Source organism: Pseudomonas gorinensis (assembly GCF_042015035.1).
In the GTDB taxonomy this organism is placed as follows: domain Bacteria; phylum Pseudomonadota; class Gammaproteobacteria; order Pseudomonadales; family Pseudomonadaceae; genus Aquipseudomonas; species Aquipseudomonas gorinensis.
The window spans coordinates 3,282,211-3,294,889 of sequence record NZ_CP167125.1; the positions used below are offsets into that span (position 1 = coordinate 3,282,211).

At 61.5% G+C, this 12,679-nt stretch carries 8 protein-coding genes; 4 read left to right on the top strand and 4 right to left on the bottom strand.

Annotation, left to right across the window (positions count from 1 at the left end):
- The first annotated feature begins 24 nt into the window (after window positions 1–24).
- Window positions 25–2,544, top strand: a complete 2,520-nt coding sequence (uvrA, locus tag AB7933_RS15070; protein ID WP_024075058.1) for an excinuclease ABC subunit UvrA — start codon at window positions 25–27, stop codon at window positions 2,542–2,544.
- 351 nt (window positions 2,545–2,895) lie between these two features.
- Here the strand turns inward: uvrA and tkt are convergent, their stop codons facing one another.
- Window positions 2,896–4,959 carry a transketolase gene (gene tkt, locus AB7933_RS15075; protein WP_024075059.1) on the bottom strand — a complete coding sequence of 688 codons (2,064 nt, stop codon included), beginning with the start codon at window positions 4,957–4,959 and terminating at the stop codon, window positions 2,896–2,898.
- Between the two features lie 173 nt (window positions 4,960–5,132).
- Between tkt and AB7933_RS15080 the strand changes: the two genes are divergently transcribed.
- A complete protein-coding gene (locus tag AB7933_RS15080) occupies window positions 5,133–5,357 on the top strand; it encodes a YdcH family protein (protein ID WP_024075060.1) in 225 nt (74 codons plus the stop codon).
- A 167-nt stretch (window positions 5,358–5,524) separates the two neighbouring features.
- Here AB7933_RS15080 and hglS read toward each other — a convergent pair whose 3' ends face one another.
- Complete coding sequence (gene hglS, locus AB7933_RS15085) at window positions 5,525–6,901, bottom strand: 2-oxoadipate dioxygenase/decarboxylase HglS (protein ID WP_024075061.1); 1,377 nt, start codon at window positions 6,899–6,901, stop codon at window positions 5,525–5,527.
- Window positions 6,902–7,190: 289 nt separating this feature from the next.
- On the opposite strand from hglS, the gene AB7933_RS15090 reads away from it, so the two are divergent.
- Both AB7933_RS15090 and AB7933_RS15095 read left to right on the top strand, forming a co-directional pair.
- Entirely contained in the window at window positions 7,191–8,600 is a 1,410-nt protein-coding gene (locus tag AB7933_RS15090) for an OprD family outer membrane porin (protein WP_024075063.1), read from the top strand.
- Window positions 8,601–8,668: 68 nt separating this feature from the next.
- Window positions 8,669–11,305 (top strand): MGH1-like glycoside hydrolase domain-containing protein, encoded by a 2,637-nt coding sequence (locus AB7933_RS15095; RefSeq protein ID WP_024075064.1) that lies wholly within the window; start codon window positions 8,669–8,671, stop codon window positions 11,303–11,305.
- A 128-nt stretch (window positions 11,306–11,433) separates the two neighbouring features.
- Here AB7933_RS15095 and AB7933_RS15100 read toward each other — a convergent pair whose 3' ends face one another.
- Both AB7933_RS15100 and AB7933_RS15105 read right to left on the bottom strand, forming a co-directional pair.
- Window positions 11,434–11,748: an SCP2 sterol-binding domain-containing protein gene (locus AB7933_RS15100; protein WP_024075065.1), complete on the bottom strand. Its 315-nt coding sequence runs from the start codon at window positions 11,746–11,748 to the stop codon at window positions 11,434–11,436.
- A 56-nt stretch (window positions 11,749–11,804) separates the two neighbouring features.
- Window positions 11,805–12,515: a histidine phosphatase family protein gene (locus AB7933_RS15105; protein ID WP_024075066.1), complete on the bottom strand. Its 711-nt coding sequence runs from the start codon at window positions 12,513–12,515 to the stop codon at window positions 11,805–11,807.
- Window positions 12,516–12,679: the final 164 nt, after the last annotated feature.

Here is a 12,679-nt window from a genome sequence, read left to right on the forward strand (position 1 = left end):
GACCTGCCCATGACAAGGTTGACCATGACTTCACAGCGCACCCTCCCTCCGCTCACTGCTCAACGGCCCGGGTTTGTCCGGGTTCGCGGCGCCCGCGAACATAACCTGCGCAATGTCGATGTGGACATTCCACGGGATGCCCTGGTGGTGTTTACCGGGGTGTCGGGTTCGGGCAAGTCGTCGCTGGCCTTTTCCACGGTGTACGCCGAGGCCCAGCGCCGCTATTTCGAGTCGGTGGCGCCCTATGCACGGCGCCTGATCGACCAGGTCGGCGTACCCGATGTGGACTCCATCGAAGGCTTGCCTCCGGCTGTGGCCCTGCAACAGCAGCGCGGTACGCCGAGTGCGCGTTCGTCGGTGGGCAGCGTGACGACCTTGTCCAGCCTGATCCGCATGCTGTATTCCCGCGCCGGCCACTATCCGCCGGGCCAGGCGATGCTGTATGCCGAAGACTTTTCGCCGAACCTGCCCCAGGGCGCCTGTCCGCAATGCCATGGCCTGGGCCGTGTGTATGAAGTGACCGAGGCGCTGATGGTGCCCGATCCGTCGCTGACCATTCGCCAGCGCGCCGTGGCGTCCTGGCCGCTGGCATGGCAAGGCCAGAACCTGCGCGACATCCTGGTGACCCTGGGTTATGACGTCGACATTCCCTGGCGCGACCTGCCGAAAAAGCAGCGCGACTGGATTTTGTTCACCGAAGAAACCCCGACCGTGCCGGTGTATGCCGGCTTCACCCCGGAGCAGACGCGCGACGCGCTCAAACGCAAGCTGGAGCCGAGTTACCAAGGCACTTTCAGTGGTGCGCGGCGCTACATCCTGCACACCTTCACCCACACCCAAAGCGCGCTGATGAAAAAGCGCGTCGCGCAATTTATGCAAGGCAGTGCCTGCCCGTTGTGCGCTGGCAAGCGGCTGACCCAGGCAGCGTTGTCGGTAAAGTTTGCCGGGGTGGATATCGGTGAGTTGTCGCAACTGTCGCTGGTACAACTGGCCGAGCTGCTGCGGCCGGTGGCGGCGGGGCAGGACACAATGAAGCTGTCGGTGGAAAAGCGCCTGGCTGCCCAGCGCATTGCCCAGGACCTGTTGGAGCGGGTCAGCACCTTGATCGAACTGGGCCTGGGGTATCTGTCCCTGGAGCGCAGCACGCCGACCTTGTCGTCCGGGGAGTTGCAGCGCTTACGCCTGGCGACCCAATTGGGCTCACAGTTGTTTGGTGTGATCTATGTGTTGGATGAGCCGTCGGCCGGGCTGCATCCCGCGGACGGTGAGGCGTTGTTCACCGCGCTTGAACGTTTGAAAGCGGCGGGCAACTCATTGTTTGTGGTGGAACATGACCTGGAAACCATGCGCCGCGCTGACTGGCTGATCGACGTCGGCCCGGCGGCGGGTGAACATGGCGGGCAAGTGTTGTACAGCGGGCCACCCGCCGGCTTGGCGGCGGTCGAGGCGTCGCAGATCCGCGAGTACCTGTTTGCCGAGCGGCGCCCGTCGACGGCGTCGCAACGTCCACCCCAGGGTTGGTTGCAGCTCGAAGGCGTGACGCGCAATAACCTCAATGACTTGAGCGTGGCGTTCCCTCTGGGTTGTTTCACGGCGGTGACCGGTGTTTCTGGCTCGGGCAAGTCCAGCCTGGTCAGCCAGGCGTTGCTGGAACTGGTCGGCAGCGGCCTGGGCCGCGTGCCGGACAATGACGAGGAACGCAGCCTGGAAGATGACGCGCCGCAAACCAGTGGCGGGCATATCAGCGCCGGGCTGGAACACCTGCGCCGTCTGGTGCAGGTTGACCAGAAGCCCATCGGCCGTACCCCGCGTTCCAACCTGGCGACCTACACCGGGCTGTTCGACAACGTGCGCAAACTGTTCGCCGCCACGCCGGCGGCGAAGAAGCGCCATTACGATGCCGGGCAGTTCTCGTTCAACGTCGCCAAGGGCCGCTGCGCGCATTGCGAGGGCGAAGGGTTTGTCAGCGTTGAATTACTGTTCATGCCCAGCGTGTATGCCCCCTGCCCGACGTGCCATGGGGCGCGCTACAACCCCGAAACCCTGGCGATCCAATGGCAAGGCCTGAACATTGCGCAAGTGCTGGGGCTGACCGTGGAGCAGGCGGTGGACGTGTTTGCCGAACAACCGGGCGTCCTGCGTTCGCTGCACGTACTGCGTGATATCGGCCTGGGTTACTTGCGCCTGGGCCAACCGGCGACTGAACTGTCGGGGGGTGAAGCGCAACGCATCAAGCTCGCCACTGAACTGCAACGCAATGCCCGTGGCGCCACCCTGTATGTGCTGGATGAGCCGACCACCGGCTTGCATCCACGGGATGTCGACCGCTTGCTCAGCCAGCTCAATCAGTTGGTGGACGCCGGGCATACGGTGGTTGTGGTGGAGCATGAAATGCGCGTGGTGGCCCAGAGTGACTGGGTGATCGATATCGGGCCGGGGGCAGGGGACATGGGCGGCAAGGTAGTCGCCAGCGGCGCACCGCAGAAGGTGGCCAGGAGCAAGAAGAGCCGCACCGCGCCGTTCCTTGCCAAGGAACTGCCCTGAATGCGGGAGGGGCGGAGCGACGCTTCGAGCGCATTTTTGTGGTGAGCGGGCTTGCCCTGATGCCGTTCAGTTAAGGAGGAACACTGTAACTGTGGCCAGCGGGCTTGCTGTGGCGAGCGGGCTTGCCCTAATGCCGTTCAGTTAAGAGTACATCGCCTTCTGTAGGAGCGAGCTTGCTCGCGAAAAACGTCAACGATAACGCGTGTTTCCTGAATCAACGCGGCGCCTGTGAGTTTTTCGCGAGCAAGCTCGCTCCTACAAAAAAGCCTTAACTGAACGGCATTAGGGCAAGCCCGCTCGCCACAACAAGCCCGCTCGCCACAGGAGGCCGTGGGGCCGCCCACATTTTGCTCAGCGTTGCGTCAGTTGGATCTGCGCCCTGGCCTGTTTCACCACGTTCTCTGTAGTAAACCCGAACTTCTCCTGCAGCTTCGCCAGCGGTGCCGACGCGCCGAAGCTGTTCATCACCACCTTGGCGCCGGTCTGGCCGACATAGCGATCCCAGCCCAGGGGGCCGGCCTGTTCCACCACGACCCTGGCCTTCACGGCCGGCGGCAGCACGCTGTCGCGATAAGCCTGGTCCTGGTCTTCGAACAGCTCCCAACTGGGCATTGAAACCACTTGCGCGGCAATCCCTTCAGCCTTGAGCTGTTCATAAGCCTCCACGGCAAGGCTGACTTCACTGCCCGTCGCGATCAGGATGACATCCGGCGCTTCAGCCCCCGCCAACACATACGCGCCTTTGGCCGCGCCGGACGCCGCCGCATATTTACTGCGATCCAGCGTCGGCAGTGGCTGTCTCGACAACACCACGCAGCTCGGCCGATGGGTTTGCGCCAGGGCGACTTTCCACAGCTCCAGGGTTTCATTGGCGTCACCCGGGCGCAGGGTCAGCAACCCCGGCGTGGCGCGCAGTTGGGTCAGATGCTCGATGGGCTGGTGGGTCGGGCCGTCTTCACCGACGCCGATCGAGTCATGGGTAAACACGAATATCACCGGCAACTCCATGATTGCCGCCAGGCGGATCGGCGGTTTCATGTAGTCGCTGAACACCAGGAATGTCGAGGTATACGGCCGCAAATACGACAGCGCCATGCCATTGGCAATCGCGCCCATGGCGTGTTCGCGGATGCCGAAATGCAGGTTGCGCCCGCTGTAGTCGTCGGCACTGAAACGCCCGGCACCGTCGAAGGTGAGGTTGGTCTTGGTCGACGGCGACAAGTCCGCCGAGCCGCCGAGCAGCCAGGGGATTTGCTGGGCAAACGCATTCAATACTTCGCCGCCGGCGGCACGGCTGGCGATGCCCTTGGCATCGCTGTCGAAGTGGGGCAAGTGCTTCTGCCAGTGTTCCGGCATTTGCCCGGCACGCATGCGGTGCAATTCGTCGGCCAGCTCGGGCTCATACTGTTCGAGCAGCGAAAGGTGTTCGAGCCATTTTTCATACAGTGGCTCGCTGCGCTCAAGCAACGCATCACGCAACGCCGTGCAGGCTTCATCGGGTACCAGGAAGCTTGCATCCTGTGGCCAGCCATAGGCGGCCTTGGTCAGGCGGATTTCCTCCTCACCCAAGGGTTCACCATGGGCGGCGGCGGTGTTGTGCTTATGGGGCGAGCCATAGCCGATCACACTGTCGACCACGATCAGGGTCGGCGCGCCCCGGTTGCAATGGAAGGTCTCCAGGGCATTGGTCAGGGCTTGCAAGTCATTGGCATCGGTCACGTGCAGGGTATGCCAGCCATAGGCCTGGAAGCGCTTGATCACGTCTTCGCTGAATGCCAGCTCAGTGTGGCCCTCGATGCTGATGGTGTTGTTGTCATAGATCCAGCACAGCTTGTCCAGCTTCAAATGCCCGGCCATCGATGCCGCTTCGCCACTGATGCCCTCCATCATGTCGCCGTCGCCGCACAAGGTGTACACGTTGTAATCGAACAGTGTTTTTTCTTCGCGATTGAAGCGCGTGGCCAGCCAGCGCTCGGCCATTGCCATCCCGACGCTGTTGGCGCAGCCCTGGCCCAGGGGGCCGGTGGTGGTCTCGACCCCGGTGGTCATACGGTATTCCGGGTGCCCAGGGGTCTTGGAGCCCGCCTGCCGAAACTGCTTGATATCGTCCAGACTGATCGCGGCGTGCCCGGTACGCTTGCCCTCGGCGTCCATCTCCACCACGCCCGCCAAGTGCAGCAATGAGTACAGCAACATCGATGCATGGCCGACGGATAACACAAAGCGGTCACGGCCAGGCCAGTCGGGGTGCTGGGGGTGATAGCGCAGGAAGCGGCTCCACAAGGTATACCCGACCGGCGCCAGGCCCATGGGCGTGCCCGGATGGCCGGAGTTGGCCTTTTGAACGGCGTCCATGGCCAGGGTACGAAGGGTGTTGATGCATTGGGTGTCGACAGCGCTGGCAGCTTGATTCATGAACCGGTCTCCCTCAAGTGGCGATCTACAGTGGAGGGCAGGGCGCGGCAAAGGTTTGATCCCATTGCCCAGGTTGCGACGAACGGGACTGGTTTGCCGGCAAACATGACAAGACCCCTTGGAATGGGCTAGCTTCAAGGGCGTAGCCATTGATCAACTTGCGGAGGTAGGCCATGCCAGTGAAACACGACCTGTATCAGGACTTGGGGTTGAGCAAGGACGAAGTCGACGGGCGCCGGGCACAAAATGCCCGTTTGAACGCGCTGTTTGATAAATACAACAATGTTGACGAATTGGTGGTGAACGCTGAAAAGGCAGCCGGCAGCGATGACGAGATAAAGAAGCTGAAGGAAAGACGCTTGTTGGTTAAAGATGAGATCAAGGATTTGCTGAAGTAACGGGCGATCCGTTCAATGAGGGAGCGAGCCAATCGCTCCCTTGCACATTTTTTCAGAATTGACTGGAAGACATCCCGATCCCCGCTACCTATGATGCCCTCGCCCTCCCGGCTCCGGGGACCGTTGCGGCGCAGGATTGCGCTGATGGGCCGGGTGGGCGCTTAATTTCATGCCAGCAGTGCCTGGGTGCAGGCATCCATCGAACGCTGCTGCGTCTCCTCATACAACTTCAACTCATCAATCGTCTGGCGCCCCAGTGCCTTCTCGAATTCAGCCTGGTTCGAATGAGCCGCGTAGTGACTCTGCGCCGCATCCCCCAGGTTTGATTGAAAGATCCCCGCCGCACTCACCGGCAGAAAATCTTCATATACCAACGGCTCTACCGCCACGTGACCGGCGCTGGCCAATGCTTCCAGCGTGCGCGGCTGGTCGGCCTGGCCGCGTGCCGCCAGGCCCTTGTCGGTGACGAAGTAGCGGAAGTACGCGAGGCCTTGCTCGCGCATCTGCGTGTGGTCATCGGGGAAGGCCTGGAAGTGCTGTTCCATCAATTGCACATAACGCTCGGCGTTGGATTCGTTCGGGAATGCGCCGAGTTCATCGCGGGCAGCGTTCAGCAGTTGGTCGTACAGGGCGCGACCTTTGGGCGTCAGCGCGACGCCGCGTTGTTCAATTTCACCGAAACGCGCGCTGTGGCTGCCTTGGGCGTCGGTGAACGCGATGGCTTCATCGAGGGCCTTGAAGCTGGTCTGGCGCAGCAGGATCGGGCAGCGGCGGCGCGGCGGGCCTTCGATCACTGCCTTGGGGGTAATGCCCTTGCCAGGCATGGCGGCCTGGACCTGGTCGATGTCCAGGGTGCGCGGGGTCAGGTGGTTGATGTGCGGGCCCTTGAACGCCACCACGTCGGCGATCAGGCGGTGCTGGTCGCTGAGTTGCTGGTACTGCGCGGCGGTCACGGTGGCGGTGTGGTGCCAGCGGAAGGTCTCCAGGGCCTCGCGGATGAATGCGTCGGCATCCGCTGCGCCGAGGCCACCGTCCTGTTCCGCTTGCTCGATCAGGGCGAGGGCCGCGGGGGTGAAGATCGAACGCTTGGCCAGGGCGCTTTCAGCGAAGGCGCGCAGGTCGGGATTTTCGATCAGCTCCAGGCGCAGCAGCGAGGTGAACACGCGGAACGGGCTGGTTTGCAGCGCACTTTCATGCACCGCGCGAAACGCGGTGGAGTGCACCGGCACGCCGGCCGGGGTCAGGTCGTAGTAACCCACCGGCTGCATGCCCATCACCGCGAACATGCGGCTGATGGTGGCCAGTTCCGCGGCGGTGCCCAGGCGGATGGCACCGTGGCGCTCCATGTCCAGGCGCTGGATTTCCCCGGTGCGCTGCAATTGCTGCGCCAGGCCCGGGTCGCTGTCGAGCACGCGGGCGTTGATCTCGGCCACCAGCGTCATCAGCGCGCCGTACAGCGGAACTTCATCTCGGTACATATCGGACATGGCCTTGGAAAAGCCCTTGCGGATCTCGTCGGGGCTGACATGTGCGGTGGTGTGCATAGAAAAATTCCTGATGGCTATGGCGATGAGGGTGGCCTTTGCCTGGATTTTGTTGAGCGGCAGGCAGGCTTGCAAACGAAGATTCCTCTGGACTTCATTCTGCAAATGAATGAGATGACGTGAATATGACAAAAATCAGCAACGGATAAATTTCATTTTCCAGGGTTTTTCCTAACTAATTCTTCACGGAGTCCGCCCCGGCCGGCGTGAAAGAATCGTCACGTTTGTAAGGATGAAAACGTCATTTCGCACATCGCACATATAAAAAAACATTTAGGGGCCGCAGTTAATGAAAATTTCTACACTGGCGCTGTCGATCACCGCCGCCGTTCTTGCACAACAGGCATACGCCGATGATTTTGGACTCGGTTCCCTGGGAACCGGCAATGGTCATAGCGGCTTTCTCGAAGACAGCCATGCGTCCGTCAGTTCGCGGACCATGTACTACAGCGCGGATAACCGCTCGGGGACCAACAACGATCTGCGCGAAGCCGCGACAGCGCTGCGCTTTGACTACAAATCCGGTTTCACCCAGGGCACCGTTGGTGTGGGTTTTGACGTCATGGCCTTCGGCGCCCTGCGCCTGGACGGTGGCGACGGCCACACTGCGGGCGCCGGCCTGTCGGGTAACGGCAACAGCTTCTTCCCGACCAAGAACAACGGCACCGAGCCTGCCGACTCATTCGGTCGTGCCGCGGGTAACGTGAAATTCCGTATCTCCCAGACCGAGTTGCACGTCGGTGGTGGCTTGGCGCCGATCCTGCCTATCCTGGTGTCGAACGACAGCCGCGTTGCCCCGCAAACCTTTGACGGTGGCATCCTGACCTCGAACGACATTCCCAACGTGACCTTCACCGGTGGTGAGCTGAATCGCGTCGAAGGCCGCGCTTCCAGCAACTCCACGGGCCTGAGCGTGGCCGGTGGGACACGCGACAGTGACAGTTTCAAATTCGGTGGTGTGGACTACAAACCGTTTGGTTCGTCCGATAACGTCATCGCAAAAAACCTGACGCTTCAGTACTACTACGCCCAACTGCAAGACTTCTACAAACAGAACTACGTCGGCCTGGTCCACGTGCTGCCCTTGGGCAATGACCAGTCGTTCAAGACCGACCTGCGCTACTTCGACAGCTCCAGCGACGGCAAGAATGGCGAGACCGGCTATCAGTTCAACAACAACGGCGGCTACGCCAGGCACGCCGGCGAAGTGGACAACAAGACCTACAGTGCGGCGTTCACCTATCAATTGGGCGGCAGCAGCCTGATGCTTGGGCACATTGGTGTGGGGGATGACGGCGGCTTTGTGTGGGTCAACCAGGGCAGCCTTGCCGACCCACAGGCGCAAGGTGCCGGTGGCAGCGACTTCTATCTGTTTACCGATGCGGTGGTTGGCCAGTTCTCCCGTGCGGGCGAGCAGGTCAACTTTGGCCAGTACTCGTATGACTTCAAGGCCTACGTGCCTGGCTTGCGAGCGTCCGTGGCTTACCTGGACGGTTCGGATATCAAGTCGAAGGTTGTCGGTGGCCCTGACCAGAAAGAAAACGAAGCCGACTTCCGTCTGGACTACGTCGTACAGGAAGGTCCTCTGAAAGGCTTCGGTACCACCTTGCGTACCGGTACCTATCACGGCAAGAACACCGGCACCGCCGACCAGGACCAAACCCGCCTGATCTTCAACTACACGTACGCCATCTTCTAAGTCTTCATGTGCCCCGCACGTCGTTGGGTTCTACACTGCTGTGCACCTGGCAGGCGATGGAGGACCCAATGACGGCGACACCCGACACCCGGATACTTGAAACGATCGAAGGCCAGCGCCTGGCGACGCAGGATGCCGAGCGTTGGCGCGAGTGGGGCCCTTACCTGAGCGAACGCCAATGGGGCACGGTGCGCGAAGACTACAGCGCAGACGGCGACGCCTGGGCCTACTTCCCCCATGAACATGCCCGCAGCCGCGCCTACCGGTGGGGCGAGGATGGCCTGGCCGGTTTCAGTGACAGGGCGCAACGCTGGTGCCTGGGCCTCGCGCTGTGGAACGAGCACGACGCCATCCTCAAGGAGCGGCTGTTCGGCCTGAACAACGCCGAGGGCAACCACGGTGAAGACGTCAAGGAACTGTACTTTTTCGTCGACGGCGTACCGAGCCATGCCTATATGCGCATGCTCTACAAATACCCCCATGCTGCCTTTCCCTATGCCGACCTGATCGCCGAAAACGCGCGGCGCGGGTTGGGCGATGCCGAGTATGAAATCCTCGATACCGGCGTGTTTGAAGACAACCACTATTGCGACATCAGCGTCGAATACGCCAAGCACCAGCCCGACGATATTTTCATGCGCGTCACCGTGCACAACCGCTGCGACCAACCGACACGCCTGCACGTGCTGCCGCAGGTATGGGCGCGCAATGACTGGAGCTGGACCTTGGGTGCGCCCAAGCCAAGGTTGACGCTGGACGGTGACCGTGTGCTGGCCCGTCATCATGAGCTGGATGACCGGCATCTCAGTGCCTGGGGCCGGGATGGCGTCGAATGGGTGTTTTGTGAGAACGAGACCAACGTTTCCAAGCTGGACGGACAATCGGCGGCGGGGCCATTCAAGGACGGCATCAATGATTACGTCGTGAATGCTGTGCAATCAGCGATCCGCCGCGATTCGGGTACCAAGGTGGCCGCGCGTTTCATCCTCGAACTGGCAGGGCTGGAAAGCCAGACCCTCTATCTGCGTTTTGCGCCCACGGATGCGCCCGAGGTCAACGCCCGCAAGCTGTTCGAGCTGCGGCGTCAGGAGGCCGACGACTTCTATGCCGCCTTGCAACATGGCATTACCGATGAAGACGCGCGCAACGTGCAGCGCCAGGCCCTGGCCGGGTTGCTGTGGTCCAAGCAGCTGTACTATTTCGACGTGAACCAATGGCTCGACGGCGACCCGGCCCAACCCGCGCCGCCGCCCGAGCGCCTGCATATCCGCAATACCCATTGGCGGCACCTGTCCAACTTCGACATCCTCTCCATGCCCGACACCTGGGAATACCCGTGGTACGCCTCCTGGGACCAGGGCTTTCAGGCCGTGGCCATCGCGTTGATCGATCCGGGGTATGCCAAGCAGCAGTTGTTGTTGCTGGTGAAGGACCGCTTCATGCACCCCAACGGCCAGTTGCCGGCCTACGAATGGCGCTTTGATGATGCCAACCCACCGGTGCATGCCTGGGCCAGCTGGCGCGTGTATCAGCAGGACAAGGCGCTGAGCGGCGTCGGTGACATGGACTTCCTGGAACGGATCTTCCACAAGCTGCTGTTGAATTTTTCCTGGTGGGTCAACCGCAAGGATGCCGAGGGGCGCAACCTGTTCCAGGGTGGGTTCCTGGGGTTGGACAATATCGCCTTGTTCGATCGCTCGGCCACGCTGCCGCCGGGTTACCAGCTGGACCAGGCCGATGGTACGGCATGGGTGGCCGCTTATGCGCTGGACCTGATGCGGATCGCGCTGGAGCTGGCCAAGCGCAATGGGGTGTACGTAGACATCGCGGTGAAATTTTTCGAGCACTTCCTGTATATCGCCGGTGCCATCAACCGTGTCGATGACAGCGCCGAGGGCCTGTGGGATGAGCAGGACCTGTTCTTCTACGACGTGCTGCACCGCCCCGACGGCCAGAACGAACCGGTGCGCCTGCGCTCCATCGTTGGCCTGATGCCGTTGTTCGCCGTGCTGGTGCTGGAGCAGCGTGAGCATGAAGGCCTCGAAGGCTTGCGCGAGCGCTTGCTGGGTTTCATGCGCCATCGGCCGGACCTGGCCAAGCTGGTGTCGCGCTGGAATGAACCGGGGCAGGGCAATCGGCTGTTGCTGGCGTTGCTGCGCGGTGAGCGTACCAAGGACCTGCTGCGGCGCATGCTGGATGACGATGAATTTCTCTCGCCGTTTGGCGTGCGCTCCTTGTCCAAGGCGTTCGCCGAACAACCCCTGGCATTGAAGATGAATGGCAACACGCTGTGCGCCCGTTACCAGGCGGGGGAATCCGATTCACGCTTGTATGGCGGCAACTCCAACTGGCGCGGGCCGTTGTGGATGCCGGTGAACTACATGCTGATCGAATCGCTGCGCGAATTTCATCGGTACTACGCGGATAACTTCTCGGTGGAGTACCCGACGGGCAGTGGTTACCTGTCATCCCTGGAGGACGTCGCCGACAGCCTCAGCCAGCGGCTGACGCGCTTGTTTCTGCGTGACGAAAACGGTTCGCGGCCCTCGATGGTCGGGTACGCGCAGTTGGAGGCGGACCCGGCCAGCCGTGACCTGGTGTTGTTCCATGAGTATTTTCATGGCGAAACCGGGCGTGGGTTGGGCGCGTCCCATCAGACGGGGTGGAGTGCGTTGGTGGCGCTACTGCTGCAACCCAGGAACTAAATACCACCGCAGACCCAATGTGGGAGAGGGCTTGCCCCCGATAGCGGTGTGACAGTCAACTGAGAGGCGACTGACAAACCGCTATCGGGAGCAAGCCCCCTCCCACAGGGATCAAGATTGCCCGTGAATCAGGAAGGGAACAGCTCGCTCAGCTTCATGGCCAGCATCATGTCGCCTTCGGTACGCAGCTTGCCGCTCATGAAGGCCTGCATGCCGTCGGTGGAGCCGTCGACGATGCCTTTCATGGTTTCTCCGTCCATGACCAGGGTCACTTGGGCCTCAGGGTTTTCGCCTTCCAGCAGTTCGCAGGTGTTGTTCTTCACCACCAGCGAGAAGTTCTGGGTGTCGTCGATACGGAAACCGAATACCAGGTCCAGGCCGTTGGCGGCGTCTGGGTTGAATTTGGCTTTCATTGCTTCTACGGCTTTAGCTACTTCAGTCATGGTTTCGATCCTTTAGGGTAGAGTCCAGTGACCTTGGGGTCACGGTGGGCCACAACTCATCGGAAGGTGATGAGCTGCGGCGCCTTCAACAGTTGCAAGTGGGTATGACTGTTGAAGGAAGCCAGTGCCACCTCGCGCCCGCGGAATTTCAGCTGGTTGAGCGAGGTGTTAACAATTTGCCAGTTCAGTTCGAACGCCTGGGCGGCAGGCATCCGGGTAATCAGGTGGAGCAGGGCGGTGATGGTGCCGCCGGAGGTGAACACGGCGATCTTCTGCGTGTTGTCCGCGGCTTCAAGAATGCGTTGCAGGCCTCCCTGGACGCGCTCCACGAAGCCCAACCAGCTTTCCAGCCCCGGCGTGTCATAGGTGCCGGCCAGCCAGCGCTCGATGATCAGGGCGAAGATGCGTTGGAACTCGCTGCGGTTCTGTGCCGCGTTGCGCAGGATCTCCAGGGCGTCGGGTTCGCTGCCGAGCAGGTCGGGCAGCAGGGCACGGATGATCGCGTCGGCGTCGAATTCGTTGAAGGCGCTGTCGGTTTCCACAGCAGGGACAGGCAGGCCGAGGGTGCTGTATTGATCGAAGGCAGCAGTGGCCGTGTGCTGTTGGCGGCGCAGGTCGCCGGCTATGCAGCGGTCGAACACCAGGCCCATGTCTGCCAGGTGGCGACCGAGTACTTGCGCCTGCTCCACGCCGACGGGCGACAGCACGTCATAGTCGTCTGCACCGAAGGAGGCTTGGCCATGTCGAATCAGATAGATGCTGCCCACGTCCGTTTTCCCGGTACGTTGAAAGTCTGGCGAGGTTATGAGGATGGCTTCGAGCTGTCAATGAAAAAACATACGCTTGTTTTAAAAGTGCGTTAGAGCACCGCGCTGCTGGCGGTTTGAGCACTGGCTCCCCGGCGGTCCCGTCGGTATGCTTGGGCAATCAG

Bases quoted from the DNA above. Each gene is read 5' to 3' on its own strand.
- uvrA (WP_024075058.1), top strand. From the start codon at position 25: ATGACTTCACAGCGCACCCTCCCTCCGCTCACTGCTCAACGGCCCGGG.
- tkt (WP_024075059.1), bottom strand. From the start codon at position 4,959: ATGAATCAAGCTGCCAGCGCTGTCGACACCCAATGCATCAACACCCTT.
- AB7933_RS15080 (WP_024075060.1), top strand. From the start codon at position 5,133: ATGCCAGTGAAACACGACCTGTATCAGGACTTGGGGTTGAGCAAGGAC.
- hglS (WP_024075061.1), bottom strand. From the start codon at position 6,901: ATGCACACCACCGCACATGTCAGCCCCGACGAGATCCGCAAGGGCTTT.
- AB7933_RS15090 (WP_024075063.1), top strand. From the start codon at position 7,191: ATGAAAATTTCTACACTGGCGCTGTCGATCACCGCCGCCGTTCTTGCA.
- AB7933_RS15095 (WP_024075064.1), top strand. From the start codon at position 8,669: ATGACGGCGACACCCGACACCCGGATACTTGAAACGATCGAAGGCCAG.
- AB7933_RS15100 (WP_024075065.1), bottom strand. From the start codon at position 11,748: ATGACTGAAGTAGCTAAAGCCGTAGAAGCAATGAAAGCCAAATTCAAC.